Annotated in this window: 22 protein-coding genes; 12 read left to right on the top strand and 10 right to left on the bottom strand. The window is 64.5% G+C overall.

The window, feature by feature from the left end; genetic code table 11:
* Positions 1–15 precede the first annotated feature (15 nt).
* The 6 genes from NKI46_RS16750 to olsB all read left to right on the top strand — a co-directional run bounded on the left by NKI46_RS16750 (position 16) and on the right by olsB (position 7,150).
* On the top strand, positions 16–1,098 hold the full coding sequence (locus NKI46_RS16750; protein ID WP_352747033.1) for an RsmD family RNA methyltransferase: 1,083 nt from the start codon (positions 16–18) through the stop codon (positions 1,096–1,098).
* Between the two features lie 34 nt (positions 1,099–1,132).
* Positions 1,133–1,990: a TrmH family RNA methyltransferase gene (locus tag NKI46_RS16745; protein WP_023683061.1), complete on the top strand. Its 858-nt coding sequence runs from the start codon at positions 1,133–1,135 to the stop codon at positions 1,988–1,990.
* Positions 1,987–2,475 carry a signal peptidase II gene (gene lspA / locus NKI46_RS16740; protein WP_023669760.1) on the top strand — a complete coding sequence of 163 codons (489 nt, stop codon included), beginning with the start codon at positions 1,987–1,989 and terminating at the stop codon, positions 2,473–2,475. The genes NKI46_RS16745 and lspA overlap by 4 nt, the downstream gene beginning before the upstream one ends.
* A 105-nt stretch (positions 2,476–2,580) precedes the next feature.
* Positions 2,581–3,570 carry an acrylyl-CoA reductase (NADPH) gene (gene acuI, locus NKI46_RS16735; RefSeq protein WP_023737536.1) on the top strand — a complete coding sequence of 330 codons (990 nt, stop codon included), beginning with the start codon at positions 2,581–2,583 and terminating at the stop codon, positions 3,568–3,570.
* 142 nt (positions 3,571–3,712) lie between these two features.
* On the top strand, positions 3,713–6,001 hold the full coding sequence (locus tag NKI46_RS16730; protein WP_352747029.1) for a response regulator: 2,289 nt from the start codon (positions 3,713–3,715) through the stop codon (positions 5,999–6,001).
* A gap of 273 nt (positions 6,002–6,274) precedes the next feature.
* Positions 6,275–7,150, top strand: coding sequence for a l-ornithine N(alpha)-acyltransferase (gene olsB / locus NKI46_RS16725; protein WP_023683057.1), 876 nt, complete (start codon positions 6,275–6,277; stop codon positions 7,148–7,150).
* An 86-nt stretch (positions 7,151–7,236) separates the two neighbouring features.
* Here olsB and NKI46_RS16720 read toward each other — a convergent pair whose 3' ends face one another.
* Positions 7,237–7,869, bottom strand: a complete 633-nt coding sequence (locus NKI46_RS16720) for a trimeric intracellular cation channel family protein (RefSeq protein ID WP_023683056.1) — start codon at positions 7,867–7,869, stop codon at positions 7,237–7,239.
* A 110-nt stretch (positions 7,870–7,979) separates the two neighbouring features.
* Complete coding sequence (gene grpE, locus NKI46_RS16715) at positions 7,980–8,609, bottom strand: nucleotide exchange factor GrpE (RefSeq protein ID WP_023691975.1); 630 nt, start codon at positions 8,607–8,609, stop codon at positions 7,980–7,982.
* A 259-nt stretch (positions 8,610–8,868) separates the two neighbouring features.
* On the opposite strand from grpE, the gene NKI46_RS16710 reads away from it, so the two are divergent.
* Both NKI46_RS16710 and NKI46_RS16705 read left to right on the top strand, forming a co-directional pair.
* The gene (locus NKI46_RS16710; protein ID WP_023669766.1) at positions 8,869–9,069 is read left to right on the top strand and encodes a hypothetical protein; all 201 of its coding nucleotides are present in this window, start codon (positions 8,869–8,871) and stop codon (positions 9,067–9,069) included.
* An 84-nt stretch (positions 9,070–9,153) separates the two neighbouring features.
* On the top strand, positions 9,154–10,176 hold the full coding sequence (locus tag NKI46_RS16705) for a fatty acid desaturase (protein ID WP_352747022.1): 1,023 nt from the start codon (positions 9,154–9,156) through the stop codon (positions 10,174–10,176).
* A 150-nt stretch (positions 10,177–10,326) separates the two neighbouring features.
* On the opposite strand, the gene NKI46_RS16700 is transcribed toward NKI46_RS16705, so the two are convergent.
* The 6 genes from NKI46_RS16700 to cysG form a co-directional block, all read right to left on the bottom strand.
* Positions 10,327–10,449 carry a hypothetical protein gene (locus tag NKI46_RS16700; RefSeq protein ID WP_352747071.1) on the bottom strand — a complete coding sequence of 41 codons (123 nt, stop codon included), beginning with the start codon at positions 10,447–10,449 and terminating at the stop codon, positions 10,327–10,329.
* Between the two features lie 42 nt (positions 10,450–10,491).
* Positions 10,492–11,025 carry a DUF934 domain-containing protein gene (locus NKI46_RS16695; protein WP_352747019.1) on the bottom strand — a complete coding sequence of 178 codons (534 nt, stop codon included), beginning with the start codon at positions 11,023–11,025 and terminating at the stop codon, positions 10,492–10,494.
* 115 nt (positions 11,026–11,140) lie between these two features.
* Positions 11,141–11,905: a phosphoadenylyl-sulfate reductase gene (locus NKI46_RS16690; RefSeq protein ID WP_023698193.1), complete on the bottom strand. Its 765-nt coding sequence runs from the start codon at positions 11,903–11,905 to the stop codon at positions 11,141–11,143.
* Complete coding sequence (locus tag NKI46_RS16685; RefSeq protein WP_023747039.1) at positions 11,880–13,550, bottom strand: nitrite/sulfite reductase; 1,671 nt, start codon at positions 13,548–13,550, stop codon at positions 11,880–11,882. Before NKI46_RS16685 ends, NKI46_RS16690 begins: the two co-directional genes overlap by 26 nt.
* A 35-nt stretch (positions 13,551–13,585) precedes the next feature.
* Positions 13,586–13,879: a DUF2849 domain-containing protein gene (locus tag NKI46_RS16680; RefSeq protein WP_023691980.1), complete on the bottom strand. Its 294-nt coding sequence runs from the start codon at positions 13,877–13,879 to the stop codon at positions 13,586–13,588.
* Positions 13,876–15,327, bottom strand: a complete 1,452-nt coding sequence (gene cysG, locus NKI46_RS16675) for a siroheme synthase CysG (protein WP_352460461.1) — start codon at positions 15,325–15,327, stop codon at positions 13,876–13,878. The genes NKI46_RS16680 and cysG overlap by 4 nt, the downstream gene beginning before the upstream one ends.
* 418 nt (positions 15,328–15,745) lie before the next feature.
* Between cysG and NKI46_RS16670 the strand changes: the two genes are divergently transcribed.
* The 3 genes from NKI46_RS16670 to NKI46_RS16660 are packed head-to-tail and all read left to right on the top strand — an operon-like array spanning position 15,746 to position 18,175.
* A complete protein-coding gene (locus tag NKI46_RS16670; RefSeq protein WP_023669773.1) occupies positions 15,746–16,195 on the top strand; it encodes a baeRF12 domain-containing protein in 450 nt (149 codons plus the stop codon).
* A complete protein-coding gene (locus NKI46_RS16665; RefSeq protein ID WP_352460460.1) occupies positions 16,192–16,395 on the top strand; it encodes a hypothetical protein in 204 nt (67 codons plus the stop codon). The genes NKI46_RS16670 and NKI46_RS16665 overlap by 4 nt, the downstream gene beginning before the upstream one ends.
* Positions 16,385–18,175: a cation:proton antiporter domain-containing protein gene (locus tag NKI46_RS16660; RefSeq protein ID WP_352562661.1), complete on the top strand. Its 1,791-nt coding sequence runs from the start codon at positions 16,385–16,387 to the stop codon at positions 18,173–18,175. The genes NKI46_RS16665 and NKI46_RS16660 overlap by 11 nt, the downstream gene beginning before the upstream one ends.
* A gap of 21 nt (positions 18,176–18,196) precedes the next feature.
* Here the strand turns inward: NKI46_RS16660 and NKI46_RS16655 are convergent, their stop codons facing one another.
* A complete protein-coding gene (locus NKI46_RS16655) occupies positions 18,197–19,006 on the bottom strand; it encodes an AraC family transcriptional regulator (protein WP_352460458.1) in 810 nt (269 codons plus the stop codon).
* 111 nt (positions 19,007–19,117) lie between these two features.
* Here NKI46_RS16655 and NKI46_RS16650 point away from each other — a divergent pair, with 111 nt between their 5' ends.
* Positions 19,118–20,038, top strand: a complete 921-nt coding sequence (locus NKI46_RS16650) for a zinc-binding dehydrogenase (protein WP_352460457.1) — start codon at positions 19,118–19,120, stop codon at positions 20,036–20,038.
* Positions 20,039–20,053: 15 nt separating this feature from the next.
* Here NKI46_RS16650 and NKI46_RS16645 read toward each other — a convergent pair whose 3' ends face one another.
* A complete protein-coding gene (locus NKI46_RS16645; protein WP_023669777.1) occupies positions 20,054–20,806 on the bottom strand; it encodes an SDR family NAD(P)-dependent oxidoreductase in 753 nt (250 codons plus the stop codon).
* Positions 20,807–20,870 lie beyond the last annotated feature (64 nt).

The following is a 20,870-nucleotide window of genomic DNA, read 5'->3' as shown; positions in this document are numbered from 1 at the left end:
CGGAGACGCTCCTGCTTGAAGTCATTTCGCGACAAACGCCGCGACAACCGTCCGCCCGCAAAAGGCAGGACCGAACATGCGCGGCCGCAGCCGGAGACCGTACCAATCCGACCCGAAGCCAGACAGCAACGCCACGAAACAAAACCGGACGACCGGTCTGATCCGAAGCCCGCCCCCCGTATCCTGGCGCGTCGCGAAGGCATCCTGCCCACTGAGCGCCTGCCGGTGATCCTCGAAGTGGCGCCCAATCAGGATTATGCACTGCTCGACAGCGGTGCCGGCGAGAAGCTCGAACAATACGGCCCCTACCGCATCGTGCGGCCCGAGGGACAGGCGATCTGGCAAAAGGCCTTGCCCGCCAGGGACTGGGACCGAGCCGACGCCATCTTCACCGGCGACACCGACGAGGAAGGCATCGGCCGCTGGCGGTTCCCGAAGGTACCGCTGGGCGAGACCTGGCCGATGAAGCATGACGGCATCGACTATCTCGGCCGCTTCACCTCGTTTCGCCATGTCGGCGTCTTCCCCGAGCAGGCTTCGCACTGGGACCATATGGCCAGCCTGATCGCGGCGGCCAACCGCCCGGTCAAGGTGCTGAACCTGTTCGGCTATACCGGGCTCGCGTCTCTCGTAGCCGCCCGCGCCGGTGCCGAGGTCACCCATGTCGATGCCTCCAAGAAGGCGGTCGGCTGGGCGCGCGAAAACCAGGAAATGGCCGGTCTCGGCAGCAAGCCGATCCGCTGGATCGTCGACGATGCTGTGAAATTCGCCGAGCGCGAAGAGCGCCGCGGCAGCCGCTACGACATCATCCTGTTCGACCCGCCCGCCTATGGCCGCGGCCCCAAGGGCGAGGTCTGGCAGTTGTTCGAGGACCTGCCCGGCCTGACCGATCTTTGCCGCGCGATCCTGACGCCGAAACCGCTCACCGTGGTGCTGACCGCCTATTCCATCCGCGCCTCCTTCTTCGCCATCCATGCCTTGATGCGCGACACCTTTGCCGGCATGGGCGGCACCGTTGAATCAGGCGAACTGATGATCCGCGAGCAATCCGCCGGCCGGGCGCTGTCGACATCGCTGTTTTCGCGCTGGGTGGCCTGAATGCCCGGGAGACCTGAATGCCCGGGAGTCCCGAATGAATGAGCGGCACGCAGGTGCGCCCGGGCAGGTCAAGGAAGTCACCAGCCTTGCCAATCCGCTGATCAAGGACATCAAGGCGCTCGCCCAGAAGAAATTCCGCGACCAGCAGAACGCCTTCATGGCCGAAGGGCTGAAGCTGGTCATCGACGCCCTCGACCTCGGCTGGTCGATCAGGACGCTGGTTTTCGCCAAGGCCGGACGCGGCAATGCGGCGGTCGAAAAGGTGGCGGCGCGCACGGTTGCCGCCGGCGGCACCGTGCTCGAAGTGTCCGAAAAAGTGCTGGTCGCCATCACCCGCCGTGACAATCCGCAAATGGTGGTCGGCGTCTTCCGGCAAAAACTGCTGCCGCTAAGAGACATCCGCGCTCACGACGGCGACGTCTGGGTGGCGCTCGACCGGGTGCGCGATCCCGGCAATCTCGGCACCGTCATCCGCACCGTCGATGCCGTCGGCGCCAAGGGCGTCATCCTGGTCGGCGAGACTACCGATCCTTTTTCTGTCGAGACCGTGCGCGCCACCATGGGCTCGATCTTCGCCGTGCCGGTGACCAAGGCGACGCCGGAAGCATTTCTGGCTTGGCGAAACAGCTTCTCGGGCCTGGTGGTCGGCACCCATCTGAAGGGTGCGGTCGACTACCGCTCGGTCGATTTCTCCCGAGGACCGGTGCTCTTGATGATGGGCAATGAGCAGCAGGGCCTGCCCGACAATCTGGCGGAAAGCTGCGACCGGCTGCTGCGGATTCCGCAGGCCGGCCGCGCCGATTCACTCAATTTGGCGGTCGCCACCGGAATCATGCTGTTCGAGATCCGGCGCGGCGCGCTGAAACTTGCCCCCGAGGACGCCACATCGTGAAATCATGGTCTCCCTATGCGCTGCTGGTGGTGGTGGCAATCGCGCTCGACCAGTGGATAAAGCATCTGATCGAGACCGGCCTCGTCTTCCAGGAAAAGCTCGACCTGGTGCCATTCCTGGCGCTGTTTCGCACCTACAATACCGGCATCGCCTTCTCGATGTTCTCGTCCTTCGGCGACACCGGCCTGGTCGTCATCGCGGTCGTGGTCGTTGCCTTCGTGCTTTATCTGGCGACGCGCACGCCCTCCGGCCATGTGCTGGCCCGCATCGGCTTTGCCCTGATCATCGGCGGCGCGATCGGCAATCTGATCGACCGCGCCGTCTACGGCCACGTCATCGACTATATATTGTTCCACACGCCGGTATGGTCCTTCGCCGTCTTCAACCTTGCCGATGCCTTCATTTCGGTCGGCGCGGCGCTGGTCGTCTTCGACGAGTTCATCGGCTGGCGGCGCGAGGCCAAGCCGCAAGGCCCAGAAGCCTGACGGCCCGACTCTTTTGACCAATTGACCTCGCCGGACGGTCGCCGCACAGTTCGGCCAGAGCCAGCCAATGCCGACCGCCAGCCTTTGCGAAGCCGAGGAGAAGAGATGCCTGAAACCTTCAAAGCCATCCTCGTTTCGCGCGACGCCGAAAAGAAGCAATCGGTCGAGATCGTCGATTTCGGCGAAGCCGATCTGATGGAAGGCGACGTAACTGTCGCGGTCGAGGCGACGACGGTCAACTACAAGGACGGGCTGGCCATCACTGGGAAAGCGCCAGTGATCCGCCGCTGGCCGCTGGTGCCGGGCATCGATTTCGCCGGAACCGTCCTCTCCTCATCGCATGCCGACTGGCGCAAGGGCGACAAGGTCATCCTCAATGGCTGGGGCGTCGGCGAGACGCATTTCGGCGCCTATGCCGGGCGCGCGCGCGTCAACGGCGACTGGCTGGTGCCGTTGCCCGACGGCATCAGCGCGCACGATGCGATGGCGGTCGGCACCGCCGGCTATACGGCCATGCTTAGCGTCATGGCGCTGGAGCGGCACGGCATCCTGCCGGATCGCGGCCCGGTGGTGGTGACGGGTGCAGCCGGCGGCGTTGGGTCGGTCGCGGTCTCGATCCTGTCCAGCCTTGGCTATCACGTCATCGCCTCGACCGGCCGCAACGCCGAAAGCTCCTATCTGATCGACCTCGGTGCCGCCGAAGTGATTTCGCGCGAGGAACTCTCCCAGCCGGCCAAGCCGCTGGCCAAGGAGCGCTGGGCCGGCGGCATCGATGCCGTCGGCAGCCACACGCTGGCCAATGTGCTGTCGATGACCGCCTATGGCGGCGCGGTCGCCGCCTGCGGCCTGGCGAGTGGCATGGATCTGCCGTCGAGCGTCGCCCCTTTCATCCTGCGCGGCGTCTCGCTGCTCGGCATCGATTCAGTGACGGCGCCAAAGGCTGTGCGGCTGGAAGCCTGGCGCCGCATCGGCAGCGATCTTGATCTCAAGAAGCTCGCCGGCCTGTCGACGACCATCGGCTTCGACGGCATCATCACCGCCGCCCATGACATCGTCGAGGGCAAGATCAGGGGCCGCGTGGTTGTCGATATGTGAGGCTCCCGAAGCATGATCCCGAAAGGGAATCAGGTTTCGGAAAAGATCAGGCGATGCGGAAAACCGCCAAAAATGCATGACCGCTAAAATTCGAACGATCCGCCGCGCTTTTCCATAATCTCTATCTGGCAAGGAGTTCCGCATGATCGCGGAGTCCGCCAGGAAAGAGAAGAGCCGTGCCGAAAGCGTCGACGGGCCGAGTCCGGCGACGGCGAAGCGGCAGCGTGTTGCGCCGCCGCCTCTGGCGCCGGATTTGCCGCGCGCCACGTCCGAGGGCCTGCCGTTCCTGACGGTGGTCGCCAGTGTCGTGCTGGCGGGCCTCTCCCACCTCACCGGCGCTCCGATCTTCATCACCCTTGGCTTGCTGGCGACAGGCCTTGCCGGCGTCGCCATGCACCTGCGCAGCCGGCGCACCGTCCGCCGCGCGGCGGCCTTGCTCGACGAAACCGCGGCCCGCAGCCGCGCCGAGATCGAGACGCTGGCCGACCGCATGTGGGAGATGCAGGAGAGCGAGGAGCGTTTTCGCGGGCTGATCGATGCGCTCGGCGATCTCGTCGTCCACCGCGACCGCGACGGCCACATCGTCTACGCCAACAAGGTTTTCGCCAGCCTCGTCGGAACCGACCAACGCGACCTTGCCGGGAGGACCCTCGCCGAACACGGCATCGATGTCGGCATCGTCCCCGACGCCGCCTTTTCCGATCATGAATGCCTGAGTTCCACCGACGTCTCCATACGCACCCCGAACGGTCCGCGCTGGTTCTCGTGGATCGAACTGTCGGTACGCGACAAGGATAGCGGCGCCGTCTCGCACCGGGCGATTGCCCGCGACATCACCGCGCGCAAACGCGCCGAATCCTCGCTGATCACCGCGCGCGAGCGCGCCGAATATGCCAGCCAGGCCAAGTCGCGCTTCCTCGCCACCGTCAGCCATGAGATCCGCACGCCGATGAACGGCATCATGGGCATGGCCAAGCTTCTGGCTGACACCAATCTGTCGCCCGAGCAGCGCACCTATGTCGGCGCCATCTCGACCTCGGCCAGCGCGCTTTTGGCGCTCATCGAAGACCTGCTCGACTATTCCAAGATCGAGGCCGGCCGCTTCGACCCGGAACCGCAGCCGACATCGTTGCGTGAAATTGCCGACAACATCATCGAACTGATGGCGGCGAAAGCCTTCGCCAAGAACATCGGCCTCGGCTGTCATGTCGAGCCCGACGTGCCACAGATGATCATGGCCGATCCGGGAAGAGTCAGGCAGGTGCTGCTCAACCTGATCGGCAATGCGATCAAGTTCACCGACACCGGCGGCGTGCTGGTTTCGGTTGCACGGGCCTGCACCGAGACCAGCGACCGCATCTGCTTCACCGTCGCCGACACCGGCCCTGGCCTGCGCGAAGAGGATATGGAGCGCATCTTCGAGGAGTTCGAACAGTCCGACGGCACCTCGACCCGCACCCATGGCGGCGCCGGCCTCGGTCTGGCCATATCGAGGCGCCTGGTCGCCGCCATGGGCGGTGCCATTTCGGTGTCGAGCCGGCTTGGCGAGGGATCGGAATTCGTCTTCGAGATCCCGGCCGCAGGAGCAACCGAAGCACCGCAGAACCGGCAGAACATCCTGGCCGGCCGGCGCGCCGTGATCGTGTCGAAGAACGCCGTCGAGGCCGACGCCATCGCCCGCACCATCCGCGCCCATGGCGGCGCCGTCGAGGTCGCCGCAACCGCTTCCCAGGCGACGCCCTTCGCCGAACATTGCGATGTGCTGTTGATCGACGCGGCCCTGGAGGACGGCGACGGCAGACTGCTCAAGCGCCTGCGCCAGAGTGGCTTTGCCGATTGCGAGACGATCACGCTGATCGCGCCGACCGACCGCGGCATGCTTGGCGAATTCCGCACCAACGGCTACGCCACCTTCCTGGCGAGGCCGGTGCGCGGCGAAACCCTCCTGCGCGTGCTGCTGACCAGTCATGCCCCTGCCTTGCCGCCGCCCAAGCCGGAAAAGACCGGCGCGTCCTCGCTTCGTGCCCATGGCGGGCGCCAGCAAGGTTTGTCGGTGCTGATCGCCGAAGACAACGACATCAACGCCATGCTTGCCCGCGCCACGCTTTTGAAGGCGGGACATCGCGTGAAAGTGGTCGGCAATGGCAAGGCCGCGGTCGAGGCGGTGACCGAAGCCGGGCTGAAAAATCGCTTCGATGTGGTGCTGATGGATTTGCACATGCCGGTCATGGACGGGCTGGACGCGATCGCCGCCATCCGCCGCCACGAGGAGGAAATGGCTGTGCCGCCGGTTCCGATCATGGTGCTTTCGGCCGACAGCCAGGAAAAGACCCGCCACACCGTGCTCGCCCATGGCGCCAGCGGCTTTGTCACCAAGCCGCTCGATCCCGACGCGCTGGTCCATGCCGTCGAGGGCCAGGTGGCCGCCTGAATTCATGTCGCTCAAAAGTGGCCCCGGTTTGAGAAGACGACATGCAAAACAAAGACTTGAAGCGCGTCGCGTGAATCGTCCCAGCGCGACGCGCTTCAAGGCGACGCTGGCGCAATCCTCGCGTCACGTAGGTAGCCGAATGAGGGTTTTCGCCAGCCGACGAAGTATTGCCCGTCGCGCCGTATCACGGTACTGTCACAATCCTGTTGCACCTACACCGTATCCCCGTGCCAAGAGGGATGGCTCGAAGGAGAATCACTCGTGCATACAGTTATGCCGGAATGTGACACTCGGCCCAGCGCAGGCGGCGCTTTGCTCGCCGCGCGGAACGCCGATGCCGTCGCAACAGGCGCACCGCTGGGCCGTATCGGCAATCTCGAAGTGCGGCTTGCCCGCAATGAGGCCGAGATCGCCGCCGCGCAGGAAGTGCGCTACCGGGTGTTTTATGACGAGCTTGGCGCCAGGAAGGACCTGTTCCAGGCGCAGGACCGGCGCGACGCCGACCGCTTCGACCCGCTGTGCGACCATCTGCTGGTGCTTGACACCTCGATCTCCGGCCCCGAGCATCGCCGCATCGTCGGCACTTACCGCCTGCTGCGGCAAGAGATTGCCGCGACCGCCGGCGGCTTCTATTCCGAAGGCGAGTTCGAACTGACCAAGCTGATCGCCCGCCATCCTGGCCAGCGCTTCCTTGAGCTCGGCCGCTCCTGCGTGCTGCCGGAATACCGCTCGAAGCGCACCATCGAGGCGCTGTGGCAAGGCATCTGGGCCTACATCAACCACTATGAGATCGGCGTGATGACCGGTTGTGCCTCGTTCCCTGGCACGGTGCCGGCTGCGCATGCCGAGGCGCTCACCTACCTTGCCCATCACTGCCGGACCAACTCCGCCTGGGATGTGCGGGCGGTCTCCGGGCGCTATTGCTCGATGGACCTGATGCCGATCGAGGCGGTCAACGCCAAGGCGGCGATTGCGGCCATGCCGCCGTTGGTCAAGGGCTATCTGCGCGTCGGCGCCCGCATCGGCGACGGCTGCGTCATCGACCGTGAGTTCTCCACCGTCGATGTGTTCGTGGTGATGCCGGTCAAGGAAATCGGCGCCCGCTACGTCAACTATTATGGCGGGGAAGCGCAGCGCTTTGCGGCGTGAGGCAGTAGGCAGTAGGCAGTAGGCAGTAGTGAAGGCTGCCGCGAATTGCTGACTACCGACTATTCCCTATTCCCTAATCCCTCTCCCTACGGAATATCCTCCGGTCGCCGTCCCGGGCGGCTCTTGTAGGACGGAAAGGTCCAGCCGAATTTCAGCGCGCCGCCGCGCACCAGGAAAGCCGCGACGAAGCCGGCGATATCCGAGGCGAGCGGCGGCAGGCCGGCAAGATCGCCAAGTGTGTAGAGGCCGGCGCCCGCGAGTGCGGCGGTGACGTAGATTTCGGGCCTGAGCAGCACCGATGGCTCGCCGGCCAGCAGATCGCGCAGGATGCCGCCAAATGTGGCGGTCAACACGCCCATAACAACGGAGACGACCGGCGAGCCGGTGATGGCCAGCCCCTTGGCCGCGCCCATTACGGAAAAGGCCGCCAATCCGATGGCGTCGAGCCAGAGCAGCCATTTCCAGCGGGATTCGACGCGGTGGGCGATGAAGAAGACCAGCACCGCAACCGCCGCGCAAACCAGCACATAGCCGGAGTTGGCGACCCAAAAGACGGGCAGGTTGAGGATGACGTCGCGAAGCGTGCCGCCGCCAATGCCGGTGACGCTGGCCAGAAACAGGAAGCCGATAATGTCGAGCTGCTTGCGCGAAGCCGCCAACGCCCCGGTCGCGGCAAAGACGGCGACGCCGGCATAGTCGAGGAGGTCGATGGGTGTCAGGGACATGAGGTAGTAGGGATTGGGAATTAGGGAAAGTATGAATAACACGAAGCCGCGCGATTGATACGCCTGCCTATTCCCTATTCCCTATTCCCTACTGCCTACCCTACTCACGCATCCTTCTCGGCCTGCTCGTTCACCGGCCCCGGCTCGACCGGCGCTTCGGTGGCCGCGATCTTGGGGCCGCCCTTGGCGACCCCGACCATGGCCGGCCGCAGCACGCGCTCGCCGATCGAATAGCCCGGCTGCACGACCTGGACGACGGTGTTGGCCGGCACATCGGGATTGGGCACTTCGAACATCGCCTGGTGGAAATTCGGGTCGAACTTCTCACCTTCCGGTTCGAGCTTCTTCACCCCATGCCGTTCCAGCGTCGACAGCATGGCGCGCTCGGTGATCTCGACGCCGTCGATCAGCGCCTTGAAGCCGGCATCTCCGGCCGCTTTCGCCTCGGCGGGGATAGCATCGAGCGCGCGGCGCAGATTGTCCGACACCGACAGCATGTCGCGGGCGAAATTGGCCACCGCATAGGCGCGCGCATCATGCACGTCGCGGGCGGTGCGGCGGCGCAGATTCTCCATCTCGGCTGCGACGCGCAGCGCGCGGTCCTTCAGCTCCTCGTTTTCCTTCAGCAGCCGCACCAGCGCTTCATAGTCGCCGTCGATGCCGCCTTGCGTGCGCTCGGCCTCGGCCGTTTCGATATCCTCGGGCGCGCGTTCGTCTTTTGTCTGGTCGCTCATCGCCATTTCCCGTCATTCGAATGGTTTGGATTTGCGCCCGATATCGAGGTTTGGCGGCCAAAAATCAAGGGGCAAACCCAGGAGGACGCCCCACAGCAGGCAATGTTGCGGGCTGCCCGTCGGACTTGCTGCGCGGCGCAAGGACGTTCAAAATTAATTCAAACTTTACCGTAACGGCAGCCTTTGCTTGCCAATACCCCGCTATGGGGAACCATTCAAAGCTTGGAGGAGTTTTGAAACCGACACAGGATTTGAGACAATGGACCGCAATACTGGCAACAGAAGCGAAGAGCTCGCCGCCGACATCAGGCGCCAGTTCGGCACCGAGGCGACGACGCGCTTCTTGCGCACCTTGCCGGCCTTCCGCACCGAGGCCGACATTCCCGCCCGTTTCCGGGACCTGCTCGACCGGCTGGACGGCATAGAAGCCAGCATGGCCGGCGGCCAACGCCGTCAATAGCGATGCTATCGCGCGACAATTACGCGCAGTAATTTTGCGTGAGCTTTTCCTTGCGGCAGCGGGACGCCCCGCCTATGCTTCCTGATGAACATGATTTCCCCCGAGACGGCCGCCAACAGCAAGCGCGCCTGGTTGAAGATCCTGGCGCGCTACAAGAAGCCTGACCGGCGACGCAGCACCCTTGAACTCGCCATCACCCTCATTCCTTTCGTTACGCTGTGGGCGCTGTCTTCGGCTGCCTATTCCTATGGCCACTGGTGGGGCTTGATCCTCATCCTTCCCGCCGCCGGTTTTCTGGTGCGGATCTTCATGATCCAGCACGATTGCGGCCACGGCTCCTTCTTCGCCAACCGCACCGCCGACGACTGGATCGGCCGTGCGCTGGGCGTGCTGACGCTGACGCCATACGATTGCTGGCGGCGCGCGCACGCCACCCATCACGCCAGCGCTGGCAACCTCGACGAACGCGGCATGGGCGACATCAGAACGTTGACGGTTGCTGAATACCGGCAGCTGTCTTGGCGGGGACGCCTTGCCTATCGTCTCTACCGCCATCCCCTGGTGATGTTCGGCCTTGGCCCGATCTGGCTGTTCATCTTCGAGCAGCGGCTGCCGATCGGCATGATGCGCGGCGGCCTGACGCCCTGGGTGTCGTCGATGACCACCAATCTCGCCATTGCGATTGCCGCGGCCCTGCTCATCTGGTGGATCGGCCCCGGCGCTTTCCTGGTCGTCCATCTGCCGATCGTCATCCTCGCCGGATCGGCCGGCATCTGGCTGTTCTACGTCCAGCACCAGTTCGAGGAGACGGAATGGGCGAAGGACGAAGAGTGGGAATTCCAGCGTGCCGCCCTGCACGGCTCGTCCTATTACGATTTGCCGCCGGTGCTGAACTGGTTCACCGGCAATATCGGCGTCCATCACGTGCACCATCTCTCCGCCAAGGTGCCGGGCTACCGGCTGCAGGAAGTGCTGCGCGACTATCCGGAACTGCGCGGCATCGGCCGCGTCACGCTTCTCGACAGCCTGCGCTGCGTCAAGCTGGCGCTATGGGACGAGAATCGCCGCAAGCTGGTCTCGTTTCGCGAAGCGCGGGCCTTGGCCTGAAAGCATTCCAGCAAAGTGAAGCGGTTTTCCCGGGAAGACCGCGCAGCGCTTTCCCTCGGGATCGCATAAAACAAAAAATAAACCGCCGCACCAAAGGCGCGGCTGCATCTCCCAGAAGATCTGCTCAGGTGGCCTTGCGCTCCTCGCGCATCAGGACCTTGCAGCCCTGATCACGTCAGCCGCCTTTTCGGCGATCATGATGGTCGCTGCATTGGTGTTGCCGCCGATCAGCGCGGCTTCCCGCCTGGCGGATACTTCCGTCCGGACAGCCAAGAGATCACAGTCTTTGTAAAGACAGGCGAAATTACCGCTGCGTCAGCTGGTGCGAACGCGCCGCCAGGAGTATTTCGGCCCCTTCGGCTCCGACGCTTCGGTCGGCTGATAGTAAAGGCCCAGCCCGCCTGTGCGGCCTTCTTCGAGGCGCTTCAGCAGAACCGGGTTGGAGATTTCGAACTCGTCGAAGCCGAGGCGCAGCATATGCGGCAGCTGGTCGACGAGCACCTGGCCAGTGGCGCGGACCGCGCCCTCGAAATGGTAGCGGCTGCGCAGCAATTCGCCCTTGGAAAACGAGCGGCCGTCGCTGAAGGCCGGGAAGGCCAGCGCCACCAGCGACAGCTGGTCGAGCAGATCCACAATCTTTTCCAGCTGGTCGCCGGGCTGCAGCGCGACGCCAAGCCGCTCCTTGGCCGAGCGCCGCACTTCGGCATCGAGGCCGAGAAATGCCTGCAACGGCAGGATGAAGCGGCCATTGCCCGCCAGTGCATCCGCACTTTCGGCATGTGTCCACTCGTCCTCGCGAAAACCCGTCCGGGTCCAGAGGCGGGTCTCCGCTGTCGTCGGTTCAGTCATCGAAAATTCCTAAAAGCCCCAAAATCGAAGTCCGCGAAGCCGGTCCACACGAAACCGGCGGCCTCCGAGCGGAAGCCGCCGTTGCAGGCCAATCTCACCTGAATATCACCATAGCTTAAAGGGATGCGTCGGTCAGCGACACTTCCAGTCCCGACAGATGGATGCCGCACTCGGTCTTGGCATGACCGGCCCAGCGTCCGCTTCGCGCATCCTCGCCCGGCTGCACCGGCTGCGTGCATGGGAAGCAGCCGATCGACAGATAGCCGTACGCAACCAGCGGATTTTCGCGCAGCGCATGCGCGCGCATGTAGTCAGCCTGGTCGGATGTCGTCCAGTGCGCCAGCGGATTGACGCGTACGCGCGGGCCGACCGCCTCGAACACCGGCAGCGCGGCTCGCGTCGCCGCCTGGAAGCGCTTCCGGCCGGTCAGCCAGGCGCGGAAGGGGGCGACGCCGCGCGCCAGCGGCTCGACCTTGCGCACGTCGCAGCAGGCATCGGTATTGCTCTGGTGCAGATTGCCGGTCGGATCGACCCGCTCGAGCGCCGCGTCTTCGGGCTTGATCACCCTGATGTTGGTCAGCCCGAAATCGGCGACCAGCGCATCGCGATAGCCCAGCGTCTCTTCGAAATGCTTGCCGGTGTCCAGAAAGATGACCGGCAGCGTGCGGTCGACCTTGGCGATCATATGCAGCAGGACGGCGGAATCCGCGCCGAAGGACGACACGGCGGCGATCTCGTCATGAAACAATTCGCTCGCCGCGCGTTCGATGATGTCGAGCGGGCTCAGATGTCCATACAGCGCGTCGAAGCCCGCCGCTTTGGCGGCGATGCTGTCGTCGACGTCGACGATGCGGTCAAGCGGCCTTGGTTTCGCCAGCATAGAGCGCCTCCTTGAACGGCGCGGGACCGACACGGCGGTAGGCGTCGATAAAACGTTCACTGGGACCGAGCCGAAGGCCGAGATAGGTGTCGACGATCTGCTCGATGGCGTCCGTGATCTCTTCCGAAGAGAAGCCGCGGCCGATGATTTCGCCAACCGAGGTGTTCTCGTCGGCCGATCCGCCAAGCGTCACCTGGTACAGTTCGGAGCCTTTCTTCTCGACGCCGAGGATACCGATATGGCCGACATGGTGATGGCCGCAGGCATTGATGCAGCCGGAAATCTTGAGCTTCAATTCGCCGATCTCGCGCTGCCGCTCGAGCGAGGCGAAGCGAAGCGAAATCTCCTGCGCGATCGGGATCGAGCGCGCCGTCGCCAGCGCGCAATAGTCGAGGCCAGGGCACGCGATAATATCGCTGATCAGGTTGGAATTGGCCGTCGCGAGGCCAATGTCGACCAAAGCGTCGTAGACCGCTTTCAAATCGGCGCGCGCCACATGCGGCAGGATCAGGTTCTGCTCATGGCTGACGCGCAATTCGTCGAAAGCGTATTTCTCGGCGATGTCGGCGACCGCTTCCATCTGGCTGTCGGTGGCATCGCCCGGCACCTCGCCGATGCCTTTCAGCGAAATCGTCACCGCGGCATAGTCGGGATGGCGATGGGTCACGACATTCTGGTCGAGCCAATCCGAGAAGCTTTTGGAATCGAGCCGCGCCAGCTTGATCGCCGCGTCGCCTTCCGGCCGGGCGGTCAGTGCCGGCGGCGCGAAATAGGCGTCGATGGCACGGATGTCGGCTTCCGGCAGCTTCAGCTCGGCGTCCTTCAGCTCCTGCCATTCGGCCTCGACCTGCCGGGTGATTTCCCCGACGCCGGTCTCGTGGACGAGGATCTTGATGCGCGCCTTGTACTTGTTGTCGCGGCGGCCATAGAGGTTGTACACGCGCAGGATCGCCGTGCAGTAGGACAGCAGGTCGGCTTCCGGCAGGAAGTCGCGGATCTTGCGCGCCACCATCGGCGTGCGGCCCTGGCCGCCACCGACATAGACGGCAAAGCCGAGCTCGCCGGCGGCGTTCTTCTTCAGATGCAGACCGATATCATGCGTCTGGATGGCGGCGCGGTCGCGCTCGGCCCCGGTCACCGCGATCTTGAACTTGCGCGGCAGGAACGAGAATTCCGGATGCACAGACGACCATTGCCGCAGGATCTCGGCATAGGGGCGCGGATCAGCGACCTCGTCGGCGGCGGCGCCGGCAAAGTGATCGGCGGTGACGTTGCGGATGCAATTGCCGCTGGTCTGGATGGCATGCATCTCGACGCTGGCGAGATCGGCCAGGATCGCCGGAATGTCGGACAGCGCCGGCCAGTTGAACTGGATGTTCTGGCGCGTGGTGAAGTGGCCGTAGCCCTTGTCGTATTTGCGCGCGATGTGGCCGAGCATGCGCAGTTGCGCGCTGTTCAGCGTGCCATAGGGCACCGCGATGCGCAGCATGTAGGCGTGCAGCTGCAGGTAGACGCCGTTCATCAGCCGCAGCGGCCGGAACTGATCCTCGGTGATCTCGCCGGACAGCCGGCGTTCGACCTGGTCGCTGAACTCGGCGACGCGGGCCTGGACAAAATCGTGGTCGAACTCATCGTAGCGGTACATGTTTCGTCTTTCAGGGCGCGTCCGCCCGTATTTTGTTAAGCTGCCCGCGCAGCCTGCTTGCCCAGATCTTCCCGGATGGTCGGGCCGGCGGCGCGGATCTTTTCGCGCAGCCGCACCGGCACGACGATGCCATTGACGACTTCAGCGTCGATCAGATTGACGTCGACAACCTGATTGTTGGCGTTGGCCTTGGCGCCGATTGCTTCCAGCCTGTCCTCTGCCGCTTGGTCATGGGCAAGGTCGGCATGGTCGACCGTCTCGGCCCAGCCACCATCGGCGTACCAGACGGCGATGCCGTCGGAGAGGCGGTTTGCGGTCAGTATCTTCATGGCTCGACCTCTGCGTCGGCCGCATTGGCGGCGCTCTCATGACTATGTGCCGCGAGCGGCTCGGAACGTTCAAAGTTGGCGCCGGCAACCGCGTCGCCGATGATGGTCATCACCGGACCAGTCAGATCGGCGCGCGCTTCCAGCGACGGCAAATCGGCCAGCGTGCCGTGGAAACGGCGGCGGTTCTGCAAGCTGGCATTCTCGACCACGGCAACCGCCGTGTCCGGCGACAGGCCGGCCTCGATCAGCCGTCCGGCGACTTCGGCGGCGACCGAGCGGCCCATATAGACGGCGACGGTGGCGCCGGAAATGGCGAGCTTGGCCCAATCCGGCAGCGAATTGCCCTTCAGATCATGGCCGGTGGTGAACACCATCGACGAGGAGACGCCGCGCAGCGTCAGCGGCAGCTCGAAATCGGCGGCGGCGGCAAAGGCGGCGGTGACGCCGGGGACGACATCATAGGCGATGCCGGCATCGCGCAGTGCGGCCATCTCCTCGCCGGCGCGGCCGAACACCAGCGGGTCGCCCGACTTCAGCCGCACGACGCGCTTGCCCTGCCTGCCAAGCTCGACCAGCAGCGCATTGATCTCGGCCTGGCTCTTGGTGTGGCATCCCTTGCGTTTTCCGACCGGCAGCCGCTCGGCGTCGCGGCGGCCCATGGCGACGATCGCCTCCGGCACCAACGCGTCATAGACGATGACGTCGGCTTCCATCAAAAGCCGATGCGCGCGCAGCGTCAGAAGATCCTCAGCACCTGGCCCGGCGCCGACCAGGGCGATATGGCCCGAAGCCGGAGCCTTCGACAGCAACAGATCGGTGGCGGCGTCATGCGCCTGCGAAAGCTCGCCGGCTTCGACGGCGCGCGCCGGTGCACCCTGGAAGAAACTGCTCCAGAACTGGCGGCGGGCGTTGCCTTTCGGCAGCAGCTTTTCGGCGGCACCCCGGAACGACGCGGCAAGCGCTGCCAGTGGCCCGAGCGACGGCGACAGCATGCGGTCGATGCGGCTGCGCAGCATCTGCGCCAGCACCGGACCCGCGCCTTCCGTGCCGATGGCGATGGCGACAGGGGCGCGGTTGACCAGCGCCGGGGTGAAGAAATCGCACAGCTCCGGCCGGTCGACGGCATTGACCGGAATGCCAAGGCGGCGCGCATCGTCGGCGACGCGGCGGTCGAGCGTCTCGTCGCCGCTGGCGGCAAACACCAAGACCGCGCCTTCGAGATGCGCGGCGTCGTAGGGGGCGTCGATACGGATGGCGCCGGTCGCGGCGATGAAGCTCAGCAATTCGGCGTCGGCAACATCGGCGATGATGCGAAGCACAGCACTTGACTGACCAAGCAGCCGCGCCTTGGCCAATGCTTCGCCTCCGCCGCCGACGATGGCCACGGCTTCGCCTTCGACCCGCATGAAGACCGGGAACGCGGTGAGCTTGGGATTGGCGTGCGGCATGACGAACAGATTCCGGAACAATTCGGCAGTTTTAGGCGCGGACGCGAAAAAGCTGAAGGAACCCACTCGCGCATCCCCTTGCGGGAGGCAATCGCTTTTCCGCAAGCCAAAGGGCCAAGAGAAAAATATTCCACATCCGCATACCAGGCGGATTCAAGCTGCTACCGCAGGCCTCGTTCTGCGGCTCTTTTATCCGGGAGCCGGCCAAGCTGCAAAATTATTTTTTCTGAATTCTACCAATCTAGTAGATTAAAGCCGTCACCTCGGACATTGCTCCGATGGACGATAGATCGGGCTTGATATGGCTGCGTGCGATCTCGGCGAACGAAGTGGAACGTTCCCGCTTCGCCACGCGTTCTGCCCCTGCCGTAACAGACAATCGTCGGCTGGATTTGAACCTTCAAACAGGAGCCCGCAAATGAGCAAGATCAACCTGAAACATGGCCTTCTGGTCATGGTGGCCGATGGCGAGAAAGCGCTGTTCCTGAAGAACGAGGGCGACAATCTCTATCCGAACCTGCAGCTCTTCCAGGAGATGAAACAGGACAATCCGGCAACGCGCGAACAAGGCAGCGACAGTCCCGGCCGCTACAATGACGGCCCCTCCGTGCATCGCAGCGCGGTTGAGGAAACCGACTGGCACCGGCAGGGCAAGGAACGCTTTGCCGAAGAGATCGCGGACCGGCTCTACAAGCTCGCCCATCACGGCATCTTCGACGACATCGTGCTGGTCGCGCCACCGCTGGTGCTCGGCACCATGCGCAAGAAATTGCACAAGGAAGTCACCGACAAGGTGCAGGCGGAGATCCCAAAGACACTGACCAACCGCCCGCTGATCGACATCGAGGCCATGCTGCAGGCGGCGTGACGCTCATCGATCATTCGCTATTGGCGCGCGCGGCGGTTTCGCTGCGCGCGCCTTTCGTTTTTTCAGCCCCTCGCGCCACCAATTTACGTCTTGCGGGTTGCGTCGCCCGCACCCCCTCCACCATATTGAAAAAGGCGGCGGCTTCGGGCGGCGCACACCCGACATTTCCCGAAAGGCGCTCCATAGACAATGCCGCATGACACGCCCCTTATCGCCACCATCGTCGCCGGTCTGGGGCTGGCATTCATCTTCGGGGCGCTCGCCAACCGCTTTCGCATCCCACCGCTGGTTGGCTACCTCGTCGCCGGCGTGCTGGTTGGGCCGAACACGCCCGGCTTCGTCGCCGATGCCGGCCTTGCCAATGAGTTGGCCGAAATCGGCGTCATCCTGCTCATGTTCGGCGTCGGCCTGCATTTCTCGCTGAAGGATCTTCTCTCCGTCCGCGCCATCGCCGTACCCGGCGCCATCGTCCAGATCGGCTTTGCCACCGCGCTGGGCGCCGGCCTTGCCTGGATGCTCGGCTGGTCGATGGGCGCCGGCCTGGTCTTCGGCCTGGCGCTTTCCGTCGCGTCCACAGTGGTGCTGTTGCGCGCGTTGCAGGAGCGACGGCTGATCGAGACCGAGCGCGGCCGCATCGCCGTCGGCTGGCTGATCGTCGAGGACCTCGCCATGGTGCTGGCGCTGGTGCTTTTGCCGGCGTTGGCCGGCGTGCTCGGCGGCCAGCCGCAGGTCGATGACCATGCGAGCCTTTTGTCGCTGCCGGCCAGCTACGGCATCTGGGGCGTCGTCGGCCTCACGCTGGCCAAGGTCGCCGCCTTCGTCATCGTCATGCTGGTGGTCGGCCGCCGGGTCATTCCGTGGATCCTGCATTACGTCGCCCATACCGGCTCGCGCGAGCTGTTCCGGCTGGCGGTTCTGGCGATCGCGCTCGGCGTCGCCTTCGGCGCCGCCAAACTGTTCGGCGTCTCGCTGGCGCTCGGCGCCTTCTTCGCCGGCATGATCATGAGCGAATCCGAGCTCAGCCACCGCGCCGCGGAGGAATCACTGCCGCTGCGCGACGCCTTCTCGGTGCTGTTCTTCGTCTCGGTCGGCATGCTGTTCGATCCGTTCAGCCTGATGAGCAATGGCTGGCCGATCCTGGCGACGCTGGCCATCATCGTGATCGGCAAGTCGCTGGCCGCCTTCGTCATCGTCATCGCCTTCCGCTATCCGCTGGGAACCGCCTTGATGATCTCGGCCAGCCTCGCGCAGATCGGGGAGTTTTCCTTCATCCTGGCCGAGCTCGGCGTCGGGCTGAAACTGTTGCCCGAACAGGGACGCGACCTGATCTTGGCAGGCGCCATCCTGTCGATCCTGGTCAATCCGCTGATGTTCCTTGCCCTCGACTGGATGAAGCCGTGGCTGGACGCGCGCGCCGCCAAGGCAGCACCACCGGAAGAGGCCAAGCCAGTCGGCCCGGCGACGCAGCCCGGACAAGTGGCCTCGGTGGCCGCTGCTGCCAAAGAGGACGGCCCGCCGCCACGCACAACGCTTTCGGGCCACACCATCCTGATCGGCTACGGCCGCGTCGGCAGCCTGGTCGGCGCGGCGCTGAAACAGGCATCGCTGCCCTTCCTGGTCATCGAGGACGCCGACAAGACGCTGGCGAGGCTCAGAGACGACGGCGTCGAAATCGTCTCCGGCAATGCGGCCAATGGGGGCGTGTTTGCCGCCGCCAATCCGCAGGGGGCCAAACGCTTGATCCTTGCCATCCCCAACGCGTTCGAGGCCGGGCAGATCGTGCTCAGGGCACGCGCCGCGAATCCCGGCATCAACGTCATAGCGCGGGCCCATTCCGATGCCGAGGTCGAGCACCTGATGGGGCTCGGCGCCGACACCGTCATCATGGGCGAACGCGAGATCGCCCGCGGCATCGTGCAAGAAGTGCTGGAGCAAAAGCCGATGCCGCGCCCCGAAGCCATTGAGCCCTCCCCGGCCTGAGGCTTGCCACAGGCGCATCGATCATCCAACGAAGGCGGAGCCGCCATTGTGCGCGACGCTGGCGAGATACTTTGCCGGCGGCTTGCCAAGCGCCTTCTTGAACATGGTGATGAAGGCGGTGACGGAGCCATAGCCAAGATCGCCTGAAACCTGCTGCACGCTGGCACCCGAGGCCAGCTCCCTTATGGCGACGATCAGATGCAATTGCTGGCGCCAGCGGCCGAAGCTCAGTCCGGTCTGCTTCACCACAAGACGGGCGAGACTGCTTTCTGAGAGCGCGACGCGGTTGGCCCACTCTGCAAGCGTGCTGCGGTCGGCAGGGTCTTGCGCCAACGCATCGGCGATCCGCCGCAAGCGCGGCTCGGCGGAGATCGGCAGATGCAGCTGCTGGACCGGCATGCGCGGCAGTTCGGAGAGCAGGATCGTGGTCAGGAGCCCGTCCCTCGCCTCATCCTCCTCCACGCGATCGGCCAGCTCGATGATCAGTTCGCGCAACAATGGCGAGATCGACAGCGTGCAGCACCGGTCCGGCAGATCGGCGGCTCCCGGCTCGATATAGACGAAGAAAATCCGCGCATTGGCCGTCGCGATATTGCTGTGTTCCATGCCACCGGGAATCCACACCCCGCAATGCGGCGGCACCATCCACAGACCGCTGGGCACGCGGCAGGTGACGCCACCGCCGAGCGCGAAGACGAGCTGGCCCTTCCGATGCCAATGGGCAGCCACTTCCGCTTTGGTTTCGGTAACGTCAACGCGCACGGCAATCGCAGGTGCCTGCACATCATCGACATCGAAATTGACCCAAGGGTAGCGGAGAGGCTGTCTCACAATTGACCGCTTTTAGCGACTATTCGCCATGATAGCTAAATTTTTTGATGCGGGAAGTCGATAGGCTCCGGTTCGTGGCTGGCATGTCACAAATCGTCAGGAAGGCTTCCCATGCGCGCGCTTGTCATCTCTCCCGACAGCACTACCCGGATCAGTCTTGCCGAGGTCGAGGACCCTCGGCCCCTCCCCAACGAAGCGCTTGTCTCAGTCCACGCTACCTCGTTGAACCGCGGTGAACTGCGCCTGCTCACCATACGCCCGGAAGGCTGGATACCTGGCCAGGACGTGGTTGGAGTGATCAAGCGGGCGGCAGCCGATGGCTCCGGGCCTGCCGTCGGCGCCCGGGTTGTGGCTTTGGTCGACGAGGCCGGCTGGGCCGAACGGGTCGCCCTTCCGACCGACCGTCTCGCCGTCGTCCCGGACGAGGTCAGCTTCGGGTCCGCCGCCACGCTTCCGGTCGCGGGCACGACGGCGCTCAGGGTCTTGCGCCATGGCGGCGACCTCGCGGGACAGCAGGTGTTGATCACCGGCGCCAGCGGCGCGGTCGGCCGTTTCCAGATCCAGATCGCCCGCGAGCAAGGCGCCGCGGTGACTGCAATCGCCGCCGCCCGGCACGCCGAGGATCTCCGCGGTCTTGGTGCTCACGAACTCGCCGAGTCGATCGAACTGGCCGAAGGGCCATTCTCTCTGATCACCGAGTCGGTCGGCGGCCAAAGCCTCGCCCATGCCATCGAACGCGTCGCCCCCGGCGGCACCATCGTCATGTTCGGTTCGAGCAGCGGCGAACTCACGCCGGTTAGCTTCAGACAGTTCGTTCCGGGCCATGAGGGAGCGAGGCTTCAGACTTTCGCCTACTACACATCCGGTCCAGCAATTGGCGCGGACATCGCCTCGCTGCTCGCTCTGGTCGCGGCTGGCCGGCTGGAAACCCGTGTGTCCATGACCGTGCCGTGGACAGACATCACCCAGGCCCTGGAGGCCCTGCGCCAGCGCAGCTTCAGCGGCAAGGCTGTTCTCACCATCGCCGAATGAGCAGTCTTTCAGTGCTCAGACGTGCTGGCCGCCATTGATGTGGATTTCCGAGCCCGTCACATAGGACGCCTGCTGCGAGCACAGGAAGAAGATGATGTCGGCGACTTCCGAGGTGGCGCCAAGGCGCCTGAGTGGGATCGTCTCGACGATCTTGTCGGTGCCCGGCGACAGGATCGCGGTGTCGATCTCGCCCGGCGCAATCGCATTGACGCGGATACCGTGCGGGCCGAAATCATGCGCCATCTCGCGCGTCAGCGAACCGAGCGCCGCCTTCGAGGTCGCATAGGCGGTGCCGGCGAAAGGATGCACGCGCGTGCCGGCGATCGAGGTGACGTTGACGATCGAACCTTTTGCTGCCGCAAGCTCCTTGAAGAGACCACGCGCGAGCATGATCGGCGCGAAGAAATTCACCTGGAACACATCGCGCCAGACATGCATCGGCGTGTCGATCGAATCCATGCGGCTGTTGCCGTCCTTGAGCTTCGGCGAAATGCCGGCATTGTTGACCAGCGCGTGCAATTGCCCGCCATGCGCTTCCAGCCGGTGACGGATCTCCGAGACGGCGATGCCGACATCCTCCTGGTCGGCGAGATCGACCTTGATGTGGTCCTCTGGGCCGGCTGGCCACGGGCAATCCTCGGCAAAAGCCTGGCGCGAACAGGTGATGACCCGCCAGCCCTCACGCGAAAAGCGCTTGACCGTAGCATGGCCGATGCCGCGGCTGGCTCCGGTCAGCACGATGGTTTTTCTGGTGTCGGTCTCAGCCATGTCTGTCACTCCGGCCGGAGATGTAGCCGAATGCCGCGGAGGTGGCGAGAGGCCGAATTGTCAC

The organism is Mesorhizobium sp. M0615 (assembly GCF_040320805.1).
Lineage (GTDB): Bacteria > Pseudomonadota > Alphaproteobacteria > Rhizobiales > Rhizobiaceae > Mesorhizobium.
This window is presented reverse-complemented; position numbering and strand designations above follow the sequence as displayed.

Excerpts from the sequence above, each read along its gene's own strand:
- NKI46_RS16705 (WP_352747022.1), top strand. The coding sequence starts at position 9,154 with ATGAACATGATTTCCCCCGAGACGGCCGCCAACAGCAAGCGCGCCTGG.
- NKI46_RS16685 (WP_023747039.1), bottom strand. The coding sequence starts at position 13,550 with ATGTACCGCTACGATGAGTTCGACCACGATTTTGTCCAGGCCCGCGTC.
- NKI46_RS16710 (WP_023669766.1), top strand. The coding sequence starts at position 8,869 with ATGGACCGCAATACTGGCAACAGAAGCGAAGAGCTCGCCGCCGACATC.
- NKI46_RS16745 (WP_023683061.1), top strand. The coding sequence starts at position 1,133 with ATGAATGAGCGGCACGCAGGTGCGCCCGGGCAGGTCAAGGAAGTCACC.
- NKI46_RS16680 (WP_023691980.1), bottom strand. The coding sequence starts at position 13,879 with ATGAAGATACTGACCGCAAACCGCCTCTCCGACGGCATCGCCGTCTGG.
- cysG (WP_352460461.1), bottom strand. The coding sequence starts at position 15,327 with ATGCCGCACGCCAATCCCAAGCTCACCGCGTTCCCGGTCTTCATGCGG.
- grpE (WP_023691975.1), bottom strand. The coding sequence starts at position 8,609 with ATGAGCGACCAGACAAAAGACGAACGCGCGCCCGAGGATATCGAAACG.
- NKI46_RS16695 (WP_352747019.1), bottom strand. The coding sequence starts at position 11,025 with ATGACTGAACCGACGACAGCGGAGACCCGCCTCTGGACCCGGACGGGT.
- acuI (WP_023737536.1), top strand. The coding sequence starts at position 2,581 with ATGCCTGAAACCTTCAAAGCCATCCTCGTTTCGCGCGACGCCGAAAAG.
- NKI46_RS16690 (WP_023698193.1), bottom strand. The coding sequence starts at position 11,905 with ATGCTGGCGAAACCAAGGCCGCTTGACCGCATCGTCGACGTCGACGAC.
- NKI46_RS16670 (WP_023669773.1), top strand. The coding sequence starts at position 15,746 with ATGAGCAAGATCAACCTGAAACATGGCCTTCTGGTCATGGTGGCCGAT.
- NKI46_RS16660 (WP_352562661.1), top strand. The coding sequence starts at position 16,385 with ATGCCGCATGACACGCCCCTTATCGCCACCATCGTCGCCGGTCTGGGG.
- olsB (WP_023683057.1), top strand. The coding sequence starts at position 6,275 with ATGCCGGAATGTGACACTCGGCCCAGCGCAGGCGGCGCTTTGCTCGCC.
- NKI46_RS16730 (WP_352747029.1), top strand. The coding sequence starts at position 3,713 with ATGATCGCGGAGTCCGCCAGGAAAGAGAAGAGCCGTGCCGAAAGCGTC.
- NKI46_RS16650 (WP_352460457.1), top strand. The coding sequence starts at position 19,118 with ATGCGCGCGCTTGTCATCTCTCCCGACAGCACTACCCGGATCAGTCTT.
- NKI46_RS16645 (WP_023669777.1), bottom strand. The coding sequence starts at position 20,806 with ATGGCTGAGACCGACACCAGAAAAACCATCGTGCTGACCGGAGCCAGC.